This is a genomic window from Streptosporangium sp. G12 (genome assembly GCF_052983175.1).
Window position 1 is genome coordinate 129,372 of the sequence record NZ_JBRIQO010000022.1, and the last position, 21,393, is coordinate 150,764.

A 21,393-nucleotide genomic window follows, 5' to 3' on the forward strand; every position below is an offset into this window, starting at 1 on the left:
TCCGCGATATAACCGACTAAACATGTAGAGATTAAGGGTTTTGGTGTTATCGTCGTCACATGTCGGCAGTTCCCTTGCATCTCGCCGTCGCTTTCGACGGCGCCGGATGGCATCCCGCGGCCTGGCGTGACCCCGCCGCCTCCCCGAAAGCCCTGTTCACCGCCGCCTACTGGGCCGCCCTGGCGGCCGAGGCCGAGCACGGCCTCCTCGACTTCGTCACCATCGAGGACTCCCTCGCCCTGCAGAGCACGCGCCTGGACGGCCACGACGGCCGCACCGACCAGGTGCGCGGGCGTCTCGACGCCGCCCTCGTGGCCTCCAGGATCGCCCCGCTGACGAGCAGGATCGGGCTGGTGCCCACGGTCACCACCACGCACACCGAGCCCTTCCACGTCGCGAGCTCCATCGCCACCCTCGACTACGTCGGTTCCGGGCGGGCCGGATGGCGCGCCCAGATCTCCGGGCGCCACACCGAGGCAGCCCACTTCGGCCGCAGGGAGGTTCCCGCGCTGAGGCCGGAGGACCTCGGCAGCGGCATGGACAGGGCCCCCCACGTGCGGGAGCTGTTCGGCGACGCCGCCGACGCCGTGGAGGCGGTGCGGCGCCTGTGGGACAGCTGGGAGGACGACGCGGTCATCCGCGACGTGGCCACCGGCCGGTTCGTCGACCGCGACAAGCTCCACTACGTCGACTTCGAGGGCGAGCACTTCACCGTCAAGGGGCCCTCCATCGTGCCGCGGCCGCCCCAGGGCCAGCCGCTGGTCACCGCGCTGGCGCACTCCCGGCTGCCGTACGAGTTCGCCGCGCGCGGCGCCGACGTCGTCCACGTCACGCCGCACGACACCGAGCGGGCGCGGGCCGTCGTGGCGGAGGTGCGCGAGATCGAGGAAGAGGTGCGCGATCCCGGCGCCGGCACGCTGAAGATCTTCGCGGACCTCGTCGTGTTCCTGGGAGAGGACGGGAACGACGCCCGCGAGCGCAGGGCCCGGCTCGACGAGCTCGACGGTGCCGCGTACACCTCCGACGCCGCGATCTTCACGGGCACGCCCGGCGAGCTCGCCGACCTGCTCCTGGAGTGGCGCGCGGCCGGTCTGGAGGGCTTCAGGCTCAGGCCCGCCGTGCTGCCGGCCGACCTGAACGCGATCACCCGCGGCCTGGTGCCGGAGCTGCAGGGACGCGGCGCCTTCCGCCGCGCGTACGAGGCCGGCACGCTGCGCGGCCACCTCCGCCTGCCCCGACCCGCCGGCCGTTACGCGGGGAGCCGACGATGAAGCAGGTCATCCTCGCCGCCCACTTCCCGGGCGTGAACAACCACACGGTCTGGAGCGATCCCGCCTCGGGCAGCCAGATCGACTTCGCCTCGTTCACCCACCTGGCGCGGACCGCCGAGCGGGGGAGGTTCGACTTCTTCTTCCTCGCGGACGGGCAGCGGTTGCGCGAGCAGCGCGGGAGGATCCACGACCTCGACGTGGTCGGCCGCCCCGACTCGCTCACCGTGCTCTCCGGCCTCGCCGCGGTCACCGACCACCTGGGCCTGGCCGGGACGATCAACGCCACCTTCAACGAGCCGTACGAGCTCGCCCGCAAGCTCGCCACCCTCGACCACCTGTCCGGCGGCCGGGCCGGATGGAACGTCGTCACCTCCTCCGACGCGTTCACCGGGGAGAACTTCCGGCGGGGCGGTTTCCTGGAGTACTCGCGGCGCTACGAGCGGGCCGAGGAGTTCGTGCGGACCGTCAACGAGCTCTGGGACTCGTGGGCCGACGGCGACCTCGTCGCGGATCCGGCGGCGGGCACGTTCGCCAGGGCGGGCGCGGGGGAGTTCGCCCACCGGGGCACCCACTTCGACATCGGCGGCCACTTCACCGTGCCGCGCAGCCCGCAGGGCCGCCCGCTCACCATCCAGGCCGGAGACTCCGAGGGCGGCCGGGCCTTCGCGGCGGCCACCGCCGACGCCGTCTTCTCCCGGCACAGCAGGCTCCAGGAGGGGCAGGCCTTCTACCGCGACATCAAGTCGAGGCTGGCCGCGCACGGCCGGTCGCCCGACTCCCTGAAGATCCTTCCCGGTGTCACGTTCGCGCTCGGCGACACCGACGCCGAGGCCCAGGAGAACGCCGACCACATCCGCCGCCAGCAGGTGAGCCCGCAGACCGCGATCCTGCTGCTGGAACAGCTGTGGAACCGCGACCTGTCGGCCTACGACCCCGAGGGGCCGCTGCCCGAGATCGACCCGGACGTCTCGGACGACTCGATCATCAAGGGCCGGACCCGGATGTTCCGCGACCCGCTCAAGACGGCGGCGGAGTGGCGGGCCCTGGCCGAGGCCAAGAAGCTCGGCATCCGCGACCTGATCATCGAGGTGACCGGCAGGCAGTCCTTCATCGGCTCGCCCTCGCGCGTCGCCGAGGAGATCAACGAGTTCGTGCAGGGCGACGCCTCCGACGGCTTCATCCTGGTGCCGCACCTCACCCCCGGCGGCCTGGACGCCTTCGTCGACACGGTCGTACCGCTGCTGCAGGAGCGCGGGGTCTTGCGCGCCGAGTACGAGACCACCACGCTGCGGGGCCACCTGGGGCTGGAGAACGAACGATGAGATTTCTGGCCATCACCCTGATCGTCCATGGTCCCGACCCCATCACCGGCGAGCTCAAGTCGACCAACGCGCGCCTGCGCGAGGTCGTCGAGAACGCCGTGCTGGCCGAGGAACTCGGCTTCGACGGCTTCGGCGTGGGGGAGCGGCACGAGCGCCCGTTCATCTCCTCGTCCCCGCCGGTCGTGCTCAGCCACATCGCGGCCAGGACGTCGACGATCAGGCTGTTCACCGCGGTCACCACGCTGAGCCTGCTGGACCCCGTACGGGCCTACGAGGACTACGCCACCCTCGACCACCTCTCCGGCGGCCGCCTGGAACTCATCATCGGCAAGGGCAACGGCGCCGCGCAGGCCCAGCTGTTCCACGTGACCGGCGAGGACCAGTGGGAGCGCAACCGGGAGGGCTACGAGCTGTTCCGCCGCCTGTGGCGGGAGGACAAGGTGACCTGGTCGGGAAGGTTCCGGCCGTCCCTGACCGACGCGGAGACCTGGCCGCGCCCGCTGCAGCGGCCCATCCGCGTCTGGCACGGCAGCGCCACCAGCAAGGAGTCGGTGGAGCTCGCCGCCCTGTACGGCGACCCGCTCTTCTCCGCCAACGTCAGCAACCCGGTCGAGCCGTACGCAGAGCTGGTCCGCCACTACCGGGAACGCCGGGAGTTCCACGGCCACGACCCCGCCGACGCCCTGGTGGGCGCGGGCACCGCGGGCTACTACGCGGCCAGGAACTCCCAGGACGCGATCGAGACCTACCGGCCGATCTTCAACGCCAGGCTGGAGCTGTTCAGGAAGGTCGGCGTGACCCCGGTCTTCCACACCCTGGAGGACGCGATCGAGCGCAGCTCGATCCTGGTCGGCAGCCCGCAGCAGATCATCGACAAGGTCCACCGCTACCACGAGCGGCTCGGACACGAGGTCATGCACCTGCACGCCGACGCGGACGGTCTCACCGACAAGCAGCACCGGACGGCCCTGGAACTCTTCCAGAGCGACATCGCCCCCGTGCTGCGCGCGGAGATCCCCAGCAGGCCGTTCCCCCGCCACGAGGACTCCGGGCACAGGACCCCGAGCCCGGGACCGGACAGCGCCCGGCACGGGGGCTCACGGCACGGAGACGCGCGGGACGGGAAGCGGCCGTGACCTCCCTGTCGATCCTCGACCTCGCCCCCATTCCCTCCGGCGGCACCCCGGGCGAAGCGCTGCGCAACACCCTGGACCTGGCCCGGCGGGCCGAGGAGCTCGGCTACCGCCGCTACTGGGTGGCCGAGCACCACCTCGCGCCCGGCGTCGCCAGCGCCGCCCCCGCCGTGCTCGTCGCCCTGCTGGCCGCCGCGACCAGCACGATCAGGGTCGGCTCGGGAGCCGTCCAGGTCGGCCACCAGACCGCGCTGTCCGTGGTCGAGCAGTTCGGCCTCGTCGACGCGCTCTACCCGGGCCGCGTCGATCTCGGCCTGGGCCGCTCCGGCCGGCGCAAGGCAGAGTTCGCGGAACCGGCCAGGAGGACCCCGCCCCCGCCGAAACCCGCCAGGATCGTCGACGGGCTGCTCATCCCGGAGGCCTTCTCCTTCGCCGAGCTCGCGAAGTCGCCGCTGTTCTCCCTGTACGGCGCGCTGCTGCAGCAGCCGGGCGCGGAGAGTCCCGACTTCGCCGACCAGGTCGACGAGATCGCGGCGCTGCTGGCCGGGACCTACCGTTCCCCCGAGGGGGTGGCCGCGCACGCCGTGCCGGGCGAGGGCGCGGATCTGCGGCTGTGGATCCTGGGCAGCAGCGGCGGGCAGAGCGCGCAGGTGGCGGGGGAGCGGGGACTGCCGTTCGCGGCGAACTACCACGTCAGCCCGTCCGGGGTGCTGGACGCCGCGGAGGCGTACCGGGCGGCGTTCAAGCCCTCGAAGGTCCTCGCCGAGCCCTACCTGGTCGTCTCGGCCGACGTCGTCGTGGCGGAGGACGACGAGACGGCCAGGGAGCTCGCCTCCCCGTACGGGCTCTGGGTCCGCAGCATCCGCACCGGCGCCGGCGCGATGCCGTTCCCGACACCGGCCGAGGCCGCGGCCCACGAGTGGACGGAGGAGGACCGCGCGCTGGTCGCCGACCGGCTGGCCACCCAGTTCGTCGGCTCCCCGCGGACCGTCGCGGAGAGGCTGCGCGTGCTGCGCGACGTCACCGGCGCCGGCGAGCTGCTCGTCACCACCATCACCCACGACCACGCCGACCGGGTCCGCTCCTACGAGCTGCTCGCCGCGGAATGGGAAGGAGGCGCCGTCACAGGTTGAGCCCGCATCACCCACGCCCTCTCCGGCACCCGGCGGTCACCGCCGGGTGCCGGAGATTTTTTCCGGGAATCCGGCCGGGGGATGTCGAGAACGCGTCGCGGGCTCCGACGTCCCCGGTGAGGCGCCCCGCGACGGGGCGTCCGCGATCCGTCAGCCGGAGAGAATCCGTCACGGGACGACGATCCGCCGGCGGGAGACGACCGCCGGCGGACGGCGATCCGGCACGGGAGGCGAACCGGGAGAACCGTGCCCCGCGGGGTGCGGGAAGGGACAGTACTGTGAAAACCTCTGCCCTCGGCAGCATCCTGTTCGGCAGCGCCGACCCGGCCAGGCTGCACGCCTGGTACCTCGCCGCGCTGGAACCCGAGCACTTCGGAGACGGCTTCATCGACTTCGGCGGTGTCCGGGTGCTCTTCGAAGGCCGCGCCGACGTCGCCCCCGCGACCGCCGAACCAGGACGGGTGATCTTCAATTTCCACGTGGAGGACGCCCGCGCCACGGCCGCGCATCTCGACGGCCTGGGAGTGACCTGGCTGGTCGAGGTCGAGCGGCGGGACGCCGGGCTGTTCGGCACCCTGGTCGACCCGGACGGCAACTACATCCAGATCATCGAGCTCAGCCCGGAGTATCTCGCCGCCGCGCGGCGATGACCCGCCGGGGAACGGCGAGAAGACGACCCGTCAGGGGAACGACGGGGAAGAGGACCTGTCCGGGGAACGACGGGAGAAGGAGAAGCACATGTTCCGGCAGACCAAGGCGTTCAGCGGGTTCGCGGTGGACGACGTCGAGACGGCGAGGAAGTTCTACACCGAGACCCTGGGACTGGAGGTGTCGGAGGAGAACGGCATGCTGACCCTGCACCTCGCCGGGGGCGGGAAGGTGCTGGTCTACCCCAAGCACGGCCACGTCCCGGCCTCGTACACCATCCTCAACTTCCCGGTGGACGACATCGACGCCGCCGTCGACGGGCTGGTCGGGCGCGGGGTGGTCTTCGAGCGGTACGACGGCTTCCCGCAGGACGACAGGGGCGTCATGCGGGAGGAGGGGCCCGCCATCGCGTGGTTCAAGGATCCCGCGGGCAACATCCTGTCCGTACTCCAGGACGGATGACCCGCCGAGCGGCCGTGGGGGTCCCGCCCGACCCGCCGTCCCGGCGGGTCGGGCGAGACCTCAGGCGCGCTTGGCGACGGCGGTGATGAAGGGCTGGACGAGCCGCGCGGCCAGCGGGCCGAACGCGGCGAGGATGAGGACGTACGCGGCGGCCAGCGGGCCCAGGTCGGGATGGACCCCGGCGGCCACCGCGAGTCCGGCGATCACGATGTTGAACTCGCCCCGGGGGATGAGCGCGATACCGGCCCGCGCCTGCCCGGCCTTGGCGATGCCCGCCCGGCGGGCGGCGTAGGCGCCGGTGAGCAGCTTCGTGATCATGCTGATCAGGGCGAGCAGCGCGGCCAGCCCGGCGACCGGCAGGATCTTGGTCGGGTCGGTCTGCAGGCCGAAGAAGACGAAGAACACCGCGGCGAACAGGTCGCGGATCGGGGTGAGCAGCGCCTGGGCGTCCTCGGCCAGCTCGCCCGAGAGCGCGATGCCCACCAGGAAGGCGCCGACCGCGGCCGAGACCTGCAGCTGCTGGGCCACCCCGGCGACCAGCAGCGCGAGCCCGATGACCTTCAGCAGCAGCACCTCGGAGTTGGGACTGGAGACGAACGCCTCGATGGCCTTGCCGTAGCGGAGCGCGACCAGCAGCACGACGCTGACCGCGGCCAGCGCGATCGCCACGGTGATCGCGCCGCCGGCGAAGCTCAGCCCGGCCAGCACCGCGGTGAGGACCGGCAGGTAGATCGCCATCGTGAGGTCCTCGAAGACCAGCAGCGACAGCACCACCGGCGTCTCACGGTTACCGATCCACCCCAGGTCGGACAGGACCTTCGCGGTGATGCCCGAGGAGGTCGCGTACGTGACGCCGGCCATGGCGATGGCGGCCACCGGACCCCAGCCCAGCAGCAGCGCGGCGATCGCGCCGGGCGCGGCGTTGAGCACCAGGTCGACGATGCCCGCGCGCGCGTTGCTCTTGAGGCTCGTCACGAGCTCGTCGGCGTTGTACTCCAGGCCGAGGGTGAGCAACAGCAGGATGACGCCGAGCTCGGCGCCGACCGAGATGAACTCCTCGCTGGTGGCGAGGGGCAGGATGCCGCCGGTGCCGAAGGCCAGGCCGGCGATGAGGTAGAGGGGGATGGGCGAGATGCCCACCTTCAGGGCGAGCGCTCCCAGTATGCCGAGCCCGAGAAGGACAGCGCCGAGCTCAAGGAAAAGAATCGCAGTGTGCACCCGGTGCCCTACCCGCCGGAAAGGATGTCGGAGACGGCGGACGTGCTCTCGGGGCTGCCCACCACGACCACCACGTCGCTCTCGGCCAGACCGAAGTCGGGGGCGGGGCTGGCGAACACCTGGCCCTCGCGCACCACGGCCACGATGGAGGCACCGGTGCGGGTGCGGACGCGCGCGTCACCCATCGGCCGGCCGGCGTACGGGGAGCCGGGCAGGATCGGCAGCTGCAGGCTGACCAGGCCCTCGACCTCGCGGTGCAGGTCGTTGAGGCGCTGCACGATGCGCGGGGCGCCGAGCAGCTCGGCGAGCGCGTCGGCCTCCTCGTCGTTCATCTTGATGGTCTCGCACGCGCGGTCGGGATCGTCGGGGTCGTATATCACCAGGTCGCGGCGGCCGGTGCGGTGAGAGACGATCCCGATGCGCCTGCCCGACCGCGTCGTGAACTCGTGCCGCAGTCCTATACCGGGCAGTGCCGTCTGCTCGACCTCCACCGTGCCAGCTCCTCCGCGTGCGCGTTCACTCGTCCTTTGCGGAAAACCTACCAACCGGGAATCTTGGGCGCGTAACTCGCGATAACCTGTATTTCAGATTGGCTTTATTGGTTGTTCGTCGGGCGATGGGAGGGAACCCAGCCTCCGGCCGTGAACGGGCAGATCGCCGGCGCCACCGGGCTCCTCCCGGAACGACTCCTCGCCTCACCCCTGAAGATCCTCACCACCGCCGCCGGGCTCGGCCGGGTGGGCTTCGCGGGGACGCGCGCCCTAGCCCACCGCCTGCTTCACCAGCGCGCCGATCCGCGCCTCCACCTCGGCCGTCACCTCGGTCAGGGCGAAACCGGCCGCCCACATCGTGCCCTCGTCCAGCTTCGCCTGGTCGCTGAATCCGAGCGTCGCGTAGCGCGCCTTGAATTTCTCCGCGCTCTGGAAGAAGCAGAGGATCTTGCCGTTCAGTGCGTAGGCGGGCATCCCGTACCAGAGCTTCGGCGCCAGGACCGGGGCGGTGGCCGTGATGACGGCATGGACGCGCTCGGCCATCACCCGGTCCGAGTCCCGCATCTCGGCGATCTTGGCGAGCACGTCCCGCTCCGCCTCCGCCGCCTTCTCCGCCGACTTGCCGGCCCGCGAGCCGCGGCGCGCGGCCGTCTTCAGCTCCTGGGCGTGGTCTCTCATCGCGGCCCGCTCCTCGGCCGTGAATCCCTCGTACGTGCTGCTTTCTGCGCTGCTCACGGCAGATCTCCCCCTTGAGGGTCTTGATATTCGGAGTCTTGCGAAGGGACCTGATGGTCCTCTACCCGGCCGGTGTCGGCCCGCGGCCGGGCATTCCGTCCGCTCGCCGGTTTCCTTGGATGAGCTCGGCATCACCGGCCCGTACCTGCGCGATGAGATCGCCGAGGTCACCCCGCCGCGCCTCAGTCGGCCTCGAAACCGACGTAGTAGGACGAGTCGGTCTGCGGCGGGACACCGAGCAGGGCCGCGTACACCGCCTTGGCCGCCGCTTGGTCGGACACGGGGTGCAGCACGGTCTTGATTCCCCGGGTGGAGGAGCCGATCATGGTCACTCCTGAAGTCATGGGTTGCATCGACCCGGTGTGCAGGTGTTCACAGCATTTCGCCCGGCCTGCCGATCCACCTCCGTGGTGACCACGGAAGCGTCCACGGATCGAGCACGGTGGCCACCGCGGATGGGGTACTGAGGGGTTTGCGGCAGACTGGGACAGTGATCGCGGCAGTGGATGTCTCCCCTCGGGAAGCCGAGGTGCTGGAGCTGGTCGGGGCCCATCTCAGCAATGCCGAGATCGGCGCGCGGTTGTTCATCTCGGTGCGCACCGTCGAGAGCCACGTCTCCTCGTTGCTGCGCAAGCTGGAGGTACCGGATCGGCGGGCGCTCGCCGGGCGAGCGGCCGAACTGGCCCGCGCCGACGAGCCTCACGCGGCGCCACCGGTCCTGCCGGCCTCGCTGACCTCGTTCATCGGCCGGGTGCGCGAGCGAGCCGAACTGGCCGAGATGATCAGGGCCTGCCGGCAGGTGACCGCGGTCGGCCCCGGCGGAGTGGGCAAGACCCGGCTCGTGTTGACGGTGGCCGCGGACGCGTCCGGCGAGTACGCCGACGGGGTGTGGTTCGTCGATCTGGTGCCGGTCACCGATCCGGGTATGGTCGCGGCCGCGGTCGCCGGGGCGCTCGGCCTCGGTGAGCAGCCTGGCCGTGGCATGACCGAGTCGGTGGTCGCCGCCCTGGCCGACCGCCATGCGCTGCTGGTGGTGGACAACTGCGAGCACGTGGTGGACGGGGTGGCGCTGTTTTTCGAGCGGCTGCTGGCGACGTGCCCTCGCGTGACGGTGCTGGCGACCAGCCGGGCGCGGCTGATGGTTCCGTTCGAACGGGTGTACCCGGTCCCGCCGCTTTCGCTGGCCGTCGACGGCGAGTCGGACGCGGTCGCGTTGTTCATGGAGCGGGCGGCGGCGGTCGGCCGGCCACTGGATCCTCCGCTGCGCGACCAGATCGCCGCGATCTGTGAGCGGCTGGACGGAATGGCGCTGGCGATCGAGCTGGCCGCCGCCCGGTATCCCACGCTCGGGCTGGACGGCATCACCGCAGCCCTGTCCCACCCGCTGCGGATGCTCACCGGCGGCTCCCGTGCCGATGAGCGGCACCGTTCGGTGCGGGCGGCGCTGGACTGGAGTCATGCCCTGCTGGAGCCGGGCGACCGGGCGCTGCTGCGCCAGGTGTCGGTGTTCGTGGCGCCGTTCACCGCTGCTGCGGCGGCGGACGTCACCGGGTCCGAGGAAGGCCTGGTCGCCGACGGGCTGGCCCGGCTCGCCGAGCAGAGCCTGCTGACGGTGACGGCGTCCCCGGATGGGACGGAGTACCGAGCGCTGGAGACCATCCGACAGTACGCGACCGAGCGGCTCATCGAGGCCGGTGAGCTGGCCGGCACCCGGGCCCGGCACCTTCGCTGGTGCCTGACCGAGGCCGCCGGCCTGGCGGTGGTGGGAGCGGACTGGCGGGCCCGGTTCGACGCGGTCGCAGACGACTTCCGCGCCGCCCTGGCCTGGGCGGCCGACCAGCCGGAGCGGCATGCGGACGCGCAGCGCGTCGCCCGGCGTCTGGCGGAACTGACCTTCAACCGCAACCTGATCGGCGAATCCCAGCAGCGGTACGAGCAGGCGGCCGCGCTCGCCGAGGCCCCCGCCACCACCGCGTCGATGCTCCGGCACGCCGCGGCCGTGGCCGGCTGCCGAACGCGTGGTGATGACATGTACCGCCTCCACCGCGCCGCCGCGGACGCTGCCCGCCGAGCCGGGGACACCGCCGCCGCCGCCCGTGACCTGGCGACCGCCGCCACCGTCGCGTACCGGTTCTCGACCACGTTCGTGCGGCTCCCGCCCCGGGAGGAGGCGCTCGAGCTGATCACCGAGGCGCGGGAGCCGGCCGGCGACGACCCGGCCGCGCGGGCCGCGGTGGCGCTTGCCGAGGCCGCGGTGCTCACCGACGCGTTTGGTGCCGCCCAGGGCCCGGCCGGCAACGCCGTACCGGCGACGATCGCGCGCGCCGAGCGCGCGGTCGAGCTCGCTCACCGGACAGGCGACCCGCTCGCCGAGTCGGCCGCGCTCGACGCGCTCATCGGCGCTCAGAGCTGGGCCGGCGACACGTTCGCCACCGCGGCCACGGCCCGGCGCAGGATCACGCTCCTGTCGTCCCTGCCGATCTCGCCGGCCGGCACCCACGAGCTGATCGACGCGCTCGGCATAGTCACCGAGGCCGGCCTCGGCGCGGGGGACGTGCCGGGCGCCCGCCGATGGGCACGCCAACTGGCCGACCATCCATCGCTGGCGGAGGTCGGTCACCGCGCCACGTGCCGGCTGCTGATGGTCGACGCGCTGGCGGGCAACGTCGACGAGGTGCTCACCGGCAGCGTCCGGTTCCTCGACGCGTGGCGGCGGGCGGGCAGCCCCGCCCAGTCGCTCCTCTGCCCGGCGGCGGCCGCCGTGGCGATGATCCACGGCCTCCGCGACGACCATGACGCCCGGCGCGCCTGGCAGGAGATCCTGGATCGGCTCGGCACCCCACCGGAGCACACCTACGGCTACGGGGCGGTCTTCGACGCAATGGTCCTGCTGCACCACGGGCAGGCACCGAAGGCGCTGGAGCGGACGGCCCCCGAGCCCAGGCAGGTGTGGAAGTGGGTCACCTGGATCTGGCACCACTGGTATGTCGCGCTGCGCACCGAGGCCGCCGTGCTCGCCGGGAGCCCTGACGCTCGCGACCGCCTGGCCGAAGCCCGGACCGTCGTGGCCGGCAACCCGGTCGCCGCCGCCATCGTGGAGCGAGCCGAAGCCCTGCTCGACAAGGACCGGGAGCGGTTGCTCGCCACGGCGTACGCCTTCGACGCGGCCGGCTGCCGGTACCAGTCGGCGCGGACCCTGGTGCTCGCCGACGGCGACCATGCCGCCCGCGGCGCCGCCGCGCTCGCCGATCTCGGCCTCGCCCCGATGGCCCCACCCCGACACCCGGACTGACCCGGCCACCCCCGTCCGGAGGAGTCGTACTGGTTCGGCGAGAACGTGCTTCCCCGGCTCGCCGCCGCGCCCGTACCGAGGTGAGGGTGGGGGCACGGCGGAATCCGCGCCCGTTCCGGGGCGAGCACGGAGGTGGTCATGGCGGAACCCGCGCCCGTTCCGGGATGAGCACGGCCATCGCGCCCGTCCCGGGTGATCGCGCGACACCCGGCGGTACGCCTTGCGTCAGGCATGGGCAGGGAGGATTCTCTGCCCATGCCTGACGATCGCCCGTACGACATCGTGCTGTTCGGCGCCACCGGGTTCACCGGGGCGCTCACCGCCGGCTATCTCGCGCGCCACGCCGGTCCCTCCGTGCGCTGGGCCCTGGCCGGGCGCAACCGGGCCAGGCTCGAAGCGGTCAGGGACCGGATCGGCCTGCCCGAGCTGCCGCTGCTCCACGCCGACGCGACCGACCCCGCCTCCCTGGCGGAGATCGCGAGGCAGGCCAGGGTCGTCGCGACCACGGTGGGCCCCTTCCTCTCCTACGGCGAGCCGCTCGTGGCCGCCTGCGCCGACGCGGGCACCCACTACGCGGACATCACCGGCGAGTCCGAGTTCGTCGACCGCATGTTCATCCGCCACCACGAGCGGGCCAGGCGGACCGGGGCCAAGCTCGTGCACGCGTGCGGCTTCGACTCGATCCCGCACGACCTCGGCGCCTACTTCACCGTCAAGCACCTGCCCCGGGGAGTGCCGCTGGAGGTCAGCGGGTTCGTCAGGGTCTCCGGCAGCGCGTCGGGCGGTACGGTGCACTCCGCCGTCACGGTGGTCTCCCGCTTCCGGCAGGCGGCCGAGGCCGCGCGTCTCCGGCGCGAACTCGAAGGACACCCCTGGGCGGGTCCCGCGCCCGGGACCAAGGCCGCGGCCGTGGCGGCTTCCGGGGGCAGGAAGGCGCGCGGCGGGCCCGGGTCGCTCCGCTACGTCGGAGGCTGGGCCCTGCCGCTGCCCACGCTCGACCCGCAGGTCGTCGCCCGCTCGGCCCGCGCGCTGGAGCGCTACGGCCCCGACTTCACCTACCGCCACCACTACGCGGTCAGGCGACTGCCCGTCGCGCTGGGCCTCGCCGCGGGGGCGGGGACGCTCGCCCTGCTGGCCCGGATCCCCCCGGCGCGTTCCCTGCTGCTGCGACGCTTCGCCCCCGGTGACGGTCCCGGCGCCGAGCAGCGGGCCAGGAGCTGGTTCAAGGTGACCTTCCTCGGCCAGGGGGGCGGGGCGCGCGTCGTCACCGAGGTCGCGGGCGGGGACCCCGGTTACGACGAGACCGCCAAGATGCTCGGCGAGTCGGCGCTCTGCCTGGCGACCGACGACCTGCCTGACGTCTCGGGCCAGGTCACCACCGCCGTGGCGATGGGCGACGCGTTGATCGACCGGCTCCGGCGGGCGGGCATCACGTTCACGGTGCTGAGCGACTCGCGGAAGGAGGCTCCCGCCTGACCGGCCGGTACCCGCTCCGCCGAACCTGCTCCGCCGGAAACCGGTCGAGCGGGTCACCCCCGGTCGGTGCCTGCTCACAACATGCGATTGGCCCCAGAGACATCCCAGGAGCTCGGGTGTCAATCTGGATCAAGGCGGTTGCCTCGTCGTAGCACGTGCCGGTCTTGAGGCATCCGTGCGGGATGCCGACGAGGCGGTTGGCCGTTCGGGTGGGGCCGCCGTCTCAACCGACGAGGGACGGGGCCCATTCGGCAACGCGCAACCCCCGGGTCGTCCAGCTGCGCGGTGCGTAGCCGAAGTTCCCCCGTACCTCCCAGGCGAGGTCGACGACCCAGACGCCACGGCTCGCAGTCACCCGCCTGGCCGTTCCCGATCAGATGTGAACCACTGGTGTGTACTAGCAGTACACTTCGGCCATGCGAGTTGTCGTCAAGACCGTGGGCACCGTCCTCACCGCGATCCTCCTCGGCTACCCGCTCTGGGCGCCGGAGTGGGGGCCGGGGATCCTGGGGGAGATCAGGGCGCTGGGAATGCCCGGCGGGCTGATCGCCCTGGCCGTTTTCCTCGGCCTCGTCGCGCTGTACTGCCGAGCCCTCCAGCGGACGATGACGCTCGTACGGCCCGAGGCCAGGACCGCCTCCCCCGCGTCGGTCTGGTGGATGTTCGCGATTCCCTACAACTTCACCGAGGACTTCTTCATCGTGCGGGCCGTCTCCGCCTCGGTGGCCGCCTCGATGACCACCTCGACGACCGATGACGCGCGCGTGCCGGGCGGATTCGTCCGGTGGTGGACGGCGCTCGGATACGGCTGGTGCGCTTTCCAGATCCTGTCGCTCTTCCCCGGAACGGCCGGGTACGTCGGCGGAGCGATCGCCCTCCCGCTGTGGGCCGCACACTGGATCATGACGGGCCGTGTCAATCGCAGGCTTGCCACCCGGCAGCCGGCCGCCCCGCTGACAGAGAGCCTTTAGGGAACCCATGCCGCTTCCACGCTTCGACCGGCTGCCGGCCGACGCGCGAGCCTCCATCCTCACCGTCGCCCGCGCCCACTTCGCGCGCGACGGCAAGGACGCCGCGTCCTTCAACCAGATCATCGCCGAGGCCGGCATATCCAAGACCTCCGCCTATCACTACTTCGACGGCAAGGACGACCTCTTCGGCGCCGTGGTCGCCGACGCCGGCACCCGGACGCTCACCGCCCTCGGCCCCTGGGTCGACGTGGCGGCCGGGGACGAGCTGTGGGAGCAGGTGGCGGCGGGTACGGCACGGCTGGTGGCACACCTGCGTGAGCACCCGGACGACCGGGCCGTACTCGCCCAGCGGCCCCACCTCGCCCGCGACGGCCGTTCCTGGATCCACAGGCTCGTCGCGAACGGCCTGCGCATCGGCTTGATCGATCCGTTCCCGAACGCCGAACTGATCACCGTGGCGACGCTCGGCGTCTTCGACGCGCTCGACGCGTGGGCGCTCGACCACCCGGGCGAGCCCGGCGACTCCGTCACGGGCACGCTCACCCTGTTCCTCGCCCGGCTCTGGAACGCCGCCCCCGAAGGCGAGGACGCCGGGGCGTAGACCGCGCCGGGCATGTGCCGATCTGGAGGTTCGTGAACCGCGCCGGGATCGCCGGAGACCGGTGACCCGCGCGGATCGGCTCACTTCCGGGCCGGGGACACGGCCGGGAGAAGGCCGCCCGGTCCGAGGGGTCGCCCGGTCACGGTGCGGACCGATGGCGCCTGCGGTAGGCGCGTTGCCGGCAGGCCCGCGAGCAGTAGGCGCGGGGACGGCCCGCCTCCGCCCGGTCCATGCTCGTTCCGCACATCACGCATGAGGCACTTTCGTCACGCCTTTCGTCACGGTTCGCGTCATGGTTCGCATCACGCTCGCGGACCAGCGCCTCGATGCCGTCCAGTATGCGCCGCAGACCGAACTCGAAGGAGTCCTCCGGCTCGTCGTAGCCGCCCGCCTCCCAGATGCGGGTCAGCGTGGGGTAGAGGTGGAGCTCCTCGTACAGGGAGTCCCTGGCGCCCCACCACTCCTCCTCGGAGACCCCGGTGTGCCGCTCGACCTTGTCGATCTCCGCGGCCCTGGCCGCCTCACTGTCCACGAACCGGCCGACGAGGCCCACCACGGCGACCATCTCGGCGGGCTTCAGGCCGGTCCCCGCCACGGTGCTGAGCGCGTACTCGAAGTGGGCGATGGAGTTCGGGCCGGGAACGTGCCGGGTGCCGCGCACCCCGGCCAGCCAGGGATGGCGGCGGCACAGGGCCCAGCCGCGACGCGCCCACCCCTCGAGCGCCTCGCGCCACCCGTGCGGCGTGTCCCCCCAGGTCCCCGCCGCCCCGCCGCCGACCTCGCTCCTCGCCGCGTCCGTCACCGCGTCGTCCGCCACAGTGCCCGCCACAGTGCCCGCCACAGTGCCCGCCACAGTGTCCGCCACAGTGTCCGCCACAGTGCCCGCCACAGTGCCTGTCGCGGTTTCTGCCGTGACGTCGCCCGTCACCGCGTCGCACATCAGGTCGATGAGCTGCGCCTTGCCCGGTACGTGCCGGTACAGCGACATGCCGGTGAAGCCGAGCCGTTCGCCGACCCGGCGCATGGACAGCCCCTCGATCCCGTCGGCGTCGGCGATCTCGACGGCGGCGCGCACGATCGCGTCGACGCTCAGCCCCTGTCTCGGCGCGGCGTCCCGCGGCTCCCGCCACAGCAGCTCGACCGTCCGGTCCGGATCCTCCTCTTCGGCCACCCGTCCTCCTTCGACTTGACACTCGACCTCAATATCTGTTTATGCTGTATATCACTGTTTACATAATAAACGAGGAGTGCCCTTGAACGAGCTCTACGTCTCCCCCTCCGGCGACGACGCCTGGCCCGGCACCAGGGAACGCCCCGTCGCCACCCTCGCCCACGCCCGTGACCTGGCCCGCGGCGCGGGCACCGCGGGCGCTGCGGTCAACCTGCTGGCGGGCACCCACCGGCTCGCCGAAACCCTCCGGCTCACCGAGGCCGACTCCGGCGTGACCTACCGGGCCGTGGGCGAGGCCGTCGTCAGCGGCGGCCGGAGGATCACCGGCTGGCGGGAGCGGGACGGCGTCTGGCTGGCCGAGGTCGGCGACCTCGACACCCGCCAGCTCCACGTCGACGGCCGCAGGGCCGAGCGGGCCTCGATCGACGCCGTTCCCGGGAACGCCACCAGAACCGACACGGGTTACGTCACGGACAGCACCGCTCCACAGAGCTGGGGCAACCCCGGCGACGTCGAGTTCGTCCTGCGCGGCGTCTACCCGTGGACGGAGGCCCGCCTCGGCGTCGCCGCCGTCGAGGGTGACGGGCACTCGACCACCATCACGATGGCCCAGCCCGCCTTCGGCTGGGCGATCGAGCTCTACAACTCGGTGGTGCCCTGGGAGGGCGGCGGCGAGTCCTACGGTCCCGGCCTGCCGACCCGGGTGGAGAACGGCGCGGGCTTCCTGACCGAGCCGGGCACCTTCGTCCTCGACAGGTCCCGCCCCGGCCGTCACGTCCTGCGCTACCGGCCGCGTCCCGGCGAGGATCCCGGGCGGACGGAGGTCGTCGCGCCCGTGCTGGAGGAACTGGTCACGGTCACCGGCGCCCGCGACGTCGCCTTCCTGGGCATCACCTTCGCCGACGCCACCTGGACGCGGCCGAGCCGCCCCGAGGGCTTCCTGCACTACCACGGCACCGGCTACTACGACGGCGGCCCCATCGAGAAGGTGTCGTTCGCCGAGGGGGCGTGGGTGACGGTGCCCGGGGAGTCGCTGACGATCCCCGCGAACGTCGTGTTCGAGGGCACCGAGCGTGTCGCGATCGAAGGCTGCCGCTTCACCCGGCTGGGCGCCACGGCCCTGCGGATCTCCGGCGACAGCGCCGAGGTCCTGGTGCGGGGCAACGTGTTCGAGAACGTCTGCGGCGGCGGGATCTCGATCGGCGGGAGCCGTGGCGTCACGGTCGAGAACAACTGGATCCACGACATCGGCCTGGGGTACTCCGGCTCGCCCGGCATTGCGGTGACCGCGAGCGAGGGCTCCACGGTCGCGCACAACCAGGTGAACGACGTCCCGCACTGCGGCATCGTGCTCGGCCCCGGTAAGAGCACCCGGGTCCTGCGCAACCTCACCTTCAACACCCTCAAGGTGCTCGCCGACGGCGGCGGCATCTACCTGTCGGGCCCGCAGGGCGACTCCCACGACAACGGCGCGACGATCCTCGGCAACGTCGTGCGCGACACGCTCACGCCGTACAACTTCGGGCTCTACACCGACTACGGCGCCGCCTGGGTCACCGTCGAGGGCAACGCCGTCCAGCGCGCGGACAACACCGCCACCCTGCAGGTCTGGCCGCCGTTGGAGAACGTCGTCCTCCGCGGCAACCTCTGGGACGCCGACCCGGTGGGCTGGGACGACCCGCCGGAGGGGGTCACCCTGGAGGACAACGCGACGGTGGCCGACGAGGAGGACTTCGCGGCCCGTACGGCGGGCATCGCCGCGCGGGCGGGCCTGGAGCCCGGCTACGCCCACCTGCTCGGCCGCTGACCGCAGGGCCCTCCGCCCTTGAAACCCGCCGGCGCGGGACGAACACCCCGGTTCTCTTGGAGAAGCCTTGGGACCCGTATGAGCGTGAAGGCGACCGGCGCGCGGTAGGAGACGGGGTAGTCCCGGCGCCCGTACGCGGGCACGGGCCGCGTCACGTCCGGCCGCGAGCATCGGCGACCGTGACATGGCGCGGCGCGAGGCGGGCCGACGTTCCGGACGCCACCCGGGACGCGCCGCCACGGGCGAGACCGACAGACCAATGGGCGACAGGCCCCGGCGAGGCTCGCAGAGCCCGGGACCGGCCCGAGCCCTAGGAGAGTTCAGCCATGGAAATGCCCGCGGTCAACGAGTGCCAGGTCGAGGCGTGCGCGTACAACACGGAGCACTCCTGCCACGCCCTGGCCATCACGGTCGGCAACAGCAGCCACGCGGAGTGCGAGACCTTCTTCAAGGTCGCGGCGAAGGGCGGCGACCCGTCCGCCACCGGCCACGTCGGCGCCTGCAAGATGGCCAACTGCCAGCACAACGTCCAGTACGAGTGCCAGGCCTCCGGCATCGTCGTCGGCTACGCGCAGAACGACATCGACTGCCTCACGTACGCGCCCGCCTGACACCGGGCGACCCGGGTCGGGGCGACGGGCGCCACGCCCCCGTGGACCCGGCCGACTGTCCGGCCGGCCGGGACGAACAAGCCGGTTGTTCAGCGCGGTTCTAGAGCACGGCCAGGCGGGTGAACGCCTCCGACCCGTGCCCGGCGTCGATCGCCCGTTGCACGGCGGCTCGCGCGGAGCTGAGCACACCGTTGTCAAGGTCGTTGGCCCGGATGGCATGCAGGACGTGGTCCATGCTCGCCGCCGCGGAGACCAACGTGGACTCGTCACCCGGATGGTGGCCGGCGGTGAGGTGCTCGGCGACCACGTCGATCAGAACGGGGAGGAGGCCGGTCGACACCTTCACGTAGTCGGCGATGTCGGCAGGGGCGATGTTCTCCGCGGCGGCGAGCTGGAACGCGTGCACGACCCCGCTCAACGACGTCCAGAACGCGTCCAGCATGGACGCGTCGAATCCTGCCGCCCGGCCTGGATCCTCGCCGATGTGGGTCGCGTTCTCGCCCAGTGCGGCGAGCGCGGGCCGATGCGCCCGGTAGACGTCGCTCGGCCCGCTGAACAGCAGGGTCGCCTCCGGGCCGCCGATCGCCCCGGCCGAGCCCATGATCAGGCCGTCGAGGTAGTCGATGCCGTGCCCGGCGGCCCACGCGGCCATCTCGCGGGCATGCCGTGGTGAGCCGCCGGTGAGGTTGACCAGGGTGCGGCCCTTCAGGGCGTCGACGTCGAGGATCGACCGCGCGGCCTGGTAGTCCAGGACGCACACGACGACGAGCGGGCTGGCGACGATCGCCTGGGCGGCGGTCTCGGCGACGGTGGCGTCGAGGTCGTCTCCCTTGCCGGGCGTGCGGTTCCACACGGTGGTGGGGTGGTCGGCGGCGGCGAAGGCGGCGGCCAGCGCACGCCCCATGGGGCCGAGGCCCAGGACGGTCACGGGTGTCATGCCGGTTAAGCTAAACCTTCACGCTGATGTCAGAGTCAACTCTGGAGCCGGGATGCGGATCGGGGAACTCTCGCGGCGGACAGGTGCGAGCGAGCGAGCGCTGCGGTACTACGAGGAACAAGGCCTGCTGCGCCCGCAACGGCGGCAGAGTGGCTACCGCGTCTACAGCGACGCCGATGTGGCGGCGGTACGGCGGATCAGGGTTCTGCTCGCGGCCGGGCTCAGCACGGCGCAGATCCTCGAAGTGTTGCCGTGCATCGTCGACGACGACGGCCTGCTGGTGCCCGGTTGCCCCGAACTGGTCGACGAGCTGGTGAAGCAGCGGGACCGGATCGGCGCGGCCATCGACGAACTGGCGGCGACCCGCGCCAACCTGGACGCCATCATCGCCGGCCCACGGCGAGCAGGCTGAGGTCGCCGAGCATCCCGACGACGCTCCGCGCGGCGCACGGCACGACCGGGCACCGGGCACGAGGTCGTGCACGAGCCCGGCCTGACCGATCCCTTCGGCAAGGGCACCCCGCGGCCCGCCGCCACCGAGGAGGGGAGCCACCGGCCGGCGCGGCCGGACAGCCGCTCAGGACCGGGCGGCCCGGCGGGAGGTGATCACGTCGGTGACGGCCACGACCAGCGCGACCAGCACGAAGGCGATGGTGACCAGCAGCGAGTGCCGGAACGCCGTCGCGTAGTCGCCGTGCGAGGAGGCGACCTCGGCGAAGAACACCGAGCCGATCGCCGCGATGCCCACGGCGGTGCCGATGCGCTGCCCCGTCTGGAGCACGCCCCCCGCGGAGCCCGCCCCGGCGACCGGCACCTCGGACAGGGTCAGCGTCTGGTTCGGGGAGATCACCAGGCCGCTGCCCAGGCCGGCGAGGAGCAGCGGCACCGCCACGGCCCAGGCCACGTGCGTGCCGGGGACCAGCTGCACGGCGAGCGCCGTGACGGCGAGGGAGACCGCGACCAGCACCAGCCCGGCCACCACCAGGGGGCGGCCCAGCCGGGTGACGATCCGGCCGCCGAACAGGGACGTCACGGCCGAACCCGCCGCGAACGGCGTGGTCGCCAGCCCCGCCTCCAGGGCCGAGTAGCCCAGGCCGTTCTGCAGGTACAGGGTGAGGACGAAGAAGATCGCGGTGAAGCCCGCGAAGTAGAGCGCCCCGACCAGGGCGCCGAGCGCGTACGAGCGCCTGCGGAACAGGGACAGGTCGACCACCGGCTGGTTGCGCCGCCCGTACCGGCGCTCCCAGACCGCGAAGACGGCGAGCACGGCGAGCCCGCCGAGCAGGGACGGCCACCTCGCCGAGGCCTCCCACTCGTGCCCCTCGACGAGCGGCAGGAGCACCAGCACGACGCCGGCGGCGAGCAGCAGCACGCCCACCGGGTCCATGGACTCCCGTGGCCGCGACTCCTTCGCGGCGGGCCGGATGTAGCGGTACGCCAGGACCACGGCCAGGACGCCGATCGGCACGTTGACGTAGAAGACGAGGCGCCACCCGTCGGTGCCGCCGCCGAGGTTGATGAGCAGCCCGCCGAGCAGCGGGCCGATCGCGGTCGAGATGCCGATCACGGTGCCCAGCATCCCGAACGCCCTGCCGCGCTCGGCCCCCCGGAAGAGCTGCTGGATCAGCCCGCTGACCTGCGGGTTGATCACTCCGCCCGCCAGTCCCTGCACGAGTCTCGCGACGACCAGCAGGGTGGGGTCCCCGGCGACTCCGGCCGCCGCGCTGGCCAGGGTGAACAGCACGACCCCGAAGACGAACGCGTTGCGCCGGCCGTACATGTCGCCGAACCGCCCGGCGGGGACCAGTATCAGCCCGAAGGTGAGCGCGTACCCCGACACCACCCACTGCAGGGCGCTCTGCGGGGCGTCCAGCCCGGCGCGGATGGCGGGCAGCGCGACGTTGACGATGCTGACGTCCAGCAGGGTCATGAAACCGGCGACGAGGCAGACGCTCAGCGCCTTCCAGCGGCGCGGGTCCGCCCCCGCCCGATCCTGGGGAGACGTCACCCCGCCCGGTCCGGTGCTCATCCGGCCGCGTGGGGGAGCGGCGCCCCGGCCCGTGATCGGCTGAGCATCGTCATGACCGCCTCGTTCCCCGTCTCCGGTCGAGCTC

Annotated in this window: 20 protein-coding genes; 13 read left to right on the plus strand and 7 right to left on the minus strand. The window is 72.3% G+C overall.

What is annotated here, in order from left to right; translation table 11 throughout:
• The first annotated feature begins 59 nt into the window (after positions 1-59).
• The 6 genes from ACVCAG_RS31290 (at position 60) to ACVCAG_RS31315 (ending at position 5,969) form a co-directional block, all read left to right on the plus strand.
• Complete coding sequence (locus ACVCAG_RS31290) at positions 60-1,271, plus strand: LLM class flavin-dependent oxidoreductase (protein ID WP_447190961.1); 1,212 nt, start codon at positions 60-62, stop codon at positions 1,269-1,271.
• The gene (locus ACVCAG_RS31295; protein WP_440087513.1) at positions 1,268-2,593 is read left to right on the plus strand and encodes an NtaA/DmoA family FMN-dependent monooxygenase; all 1,326 of its coding nucleotides are present in this window, start codon (positions 1,268-1,270) and stop codon (positions 2,591-2,593) included. The genes ACVCAG_RS31290 and ACVCAG_RS31295 overlap by 4 nt, the downstream gene beginning before the upstream one ends.
• Positions 2,590-3,729, plus strand: a complete 1,140-nt coding sequence (locus ACVCAG_RS31300) for an LLM class flavin-dependent oxidoreductase (RefSeq protein WP_447190962.1) — start codon at positions 2,590-2,592, stop codon at positions 3,727-3,729. The genes ACVCAG_RS31295 and ACVCAG_RS31300 overlap by 4 nt, the downstream gene beginning before the upstream one ends.
• Positions 3,726-4,859 (plus strand): LLM class flavin-dependent oxidoreductase, encoded by a 1,134-nt coding sequence (locus ACVCAG_RS31305; RefSeq protein ID WP_447190963.1) that lies wholly within the window; start codon positions 3,726-3,728, stop codon positions 4,857-4,859. The genes ACVCAG_RS31300 and ACVCAG_RS31305 overlap by 4 nt, the downstream gene beginning before the upstream one ends.
• A 278-nt stretch (positions 4,860-5,137) precedes the next feature.
• Positions 5,138-5,509 carry a VOC family protein gene (locus tag ACVCAG_RS31310; protein ID WP_447190964.1) on the plus strand — a complete coding sequence of 124 codons (372 nt, stop codon included), beginning with the start codon at positions 5,138-5,140 and terminating at the stop codon, positions 5,507-5,509.
• A gap of 88 nt (positions 5,510-5,597) precedes the next feature.
• A complete protein-coding gene (locus ACVCAG_RS31315) occupies positions 5,598-5,969 on the plus strand; it encodes a VOC family protein (protein WP_447190965.1) in 372 nt (123 codons plus the stop codon).
• Between the two features lie 60 nt (positions 5,970-6,029).
• Here ACVCAG_RS31315 and ACVCAG_RS31320 read toward each other — a convergent pair whose 3' ends face one another.
• From ACVCAG_RS31320 to ACVCAG_RS31335, 4 genes are all read right to left on the minus strand, one after another.
• Positions 6,030-7,187, minus strand: a complete 1,158-nt coding sequence (locus ACVCAG_RS31320; RefSeq protein ID WP_440087519.1) for a cation:proton antiporter domain-containing protein — start codon at positions 7,185-7,187, stop codon at positions 6,030-6,032.
• 8 nt (positions 7,188-7,195) lie between these two features.
• On the minus strand, positions 7,196-7,678 hold the full coding sequence (locus ACVCAG_RS31325; protein WP_440066327.1) for a cation:proton antiporter regulatory subunit: 483 nt from the start codon (positions 7,676-7,678) through the stop codon (positions 7,196-7,198).
• 270 nt (positions 7,679-7,948) lie between these two features.
• The gene (locus tag ACVCAG_RS31330; protein ID WP_447190979.1) at positions 7,949-8,356 is read right to left on the minus strand and encodes an iron chaperone; all 408 of its coding nucleotides are present in this window, start codon (positions 8,354-8,356) and stop codon (positions 7,949-7,951) included.
• Between the two features lie 239 nt (positions 8,357-8,595).
• Positions 8,596-8,739 (minus strand): hypothetical protein, encoded by a 144-nt coding sequence (locus ACVCAG_RS31335; RefSeq protein WP_447190966.1) that lies wholly within the window; start codon positions 8,737-8,739, stop codon positions 8,596-8,598.
• 164 nt (positions 8,740-8,903) lie between these two features.
• Between ACVCAG_RS31335 and ACVCAG_RS31340 the strand changes: the two genes are divergently transcribed.
• The 4 genes from ACVCAG_RS31340 to ACVCAG_RS31355 all read left to right on the plus strand — a co-directional run bounded on the left by ACVCAG_RS31340 (position 8,904) and on the right by ACVCAG_RS31355 (position 14,753).
• Entirely contained in the window at positions 8,904-11,705 is a 2,802-nt protein-coding gene (locus ACVCAG_RS31340) for an ATP-binding protein (protein ID WP_447190967.1), read from the plus strand.
• A gap of 255 nt (positions 11,706-11,960) precedes the next feature.
• Positions 11,961-13,181, plus strand: a complete 1,221-nt coding sequence (locus ACVCAG_RS31345; protein ID WP_440087524.1) for a saccharopine dehydrogenase NADP-binding domain-containing protein — start codon at positions 11,961-11,963, stop codon at positions 13,179-13,181.
• Between the two features lie 416 nt (positions 13,182-13,597).
• Entirely contained in the window at positions 13,598-14,152 is a 555-nt protein-coding gene (locus ACVCAG_RS31350) for a hypothetical protein (protein ID WP_440087526.1), read from the plus strand.
• A 7-nt stretch (positions 14,153-14,159) separates the two neighbouring features.
• Entirely contained in the window at positions 14,160-14,753 is a 594-nt protein-coding gene (locus tag ACVCAG_RS31355; RefSeq protein WP_440087527.1) for a TetR family transcriptional regulator, read from the plus strand.
• A 139-nt stretch (positions 14,754-14,892) separates the two neighbouring features.
• On the opposite strand, the gene ACVCAG_RS31360 is transcribed toward ACVCAG_RS31355, so the two are convergent.
• Positions 14,893-15,924: a TetR/AcrR family transcriptional regulator gene (locus tag ACVCAG_RS31360; protein WP_447190968.1), complete on the minus strand. Its 1,032-nt coding sequence runs from the start codon at positions 15,922-15,924 to the stop codon at positions 14,893-14,895.
• A gap of 82 nt (positions 15,925-16,006) precedes the next feature.
• Here ACVCAG_RS31360 and ACVCAG_RS31365 point away from each other — a divergent pair, with 82 nt between their 5' ends.
• Both ACVCAG_RS31365 and ACVCAG_RS31370 read left to right on the plus strand, forming a co-directional pair.
• The gene (locus tag ACVCAG_RS31365) at positions 16,007-17,731 is read left to right on the plus strand and encodes a right-handed parallel beta-helix repeat-containing protein (protein WP_447190969.1); all 1,725 of its coding nucleotides are present in this window, start codon (positions 16,007-16,009) and stop codon (positions 17,729-17,731) included.
• 326 nt (positions 17,732-18,057) lie between these two features.
• Entirely contained in the window at positions 18,058-18,342 is a 285-nt protein-coding gene (locus ACVCAG_RS31370) for a DUF1540 domain-containing protein (protein WP_440087530.1), read from the plus strand.
• Positions 18,343-18,442: 100 nt separating this feature from the next.
• Here the strand turns inward: ACVCAG_RS31370 and ACVCAG_RS31375 are convergent, their stop codons facing one another.
• Entirely contained in the window at positions 18,443-19,279 is an 837-nt protein-coding gene (locus ACVCAG_RS31375) for an imine reductase family protein (RefSeq protein ID WP_440087531.1), read from the minus strand.
• A 52-nt stretch (positions 19,280-19,331) separates the two neighbouring features.
• On the opposite strand from ACVCAG_RS31375, the gene ACVCAG_RS31380 reads away from it, so the two are divergent.
• Complete coding sequence (locus ACVCAG_RS31380) at positions 19,332-19,691, plus strand: MerR family transcriptional regulator (RefSeq protein WP_440087532.1); 360 nt, start codon at positions 19,332-19,334, stop codon at positions 19,689-19,691.
• Positions 19,692-19,856: 165 nt separating this feature from the next.
• Here ACVCAG_RS31380 and ACVCAG_RS31385 read toward each other — a convergent pair whose 3' ends face one another.
• Positions 19,857-21,308, minus strand: coding sequence for an MFS transporter (locus ACVCAG_RS31385; protein WP_447190970.1), 1,452 nt, complete (start codon positions 21,306-21,308; stop codon positions 19,857-19,859).
• Between the last annotated feature and the right edge of the window lie 85 nt (positions 21,309-21,393).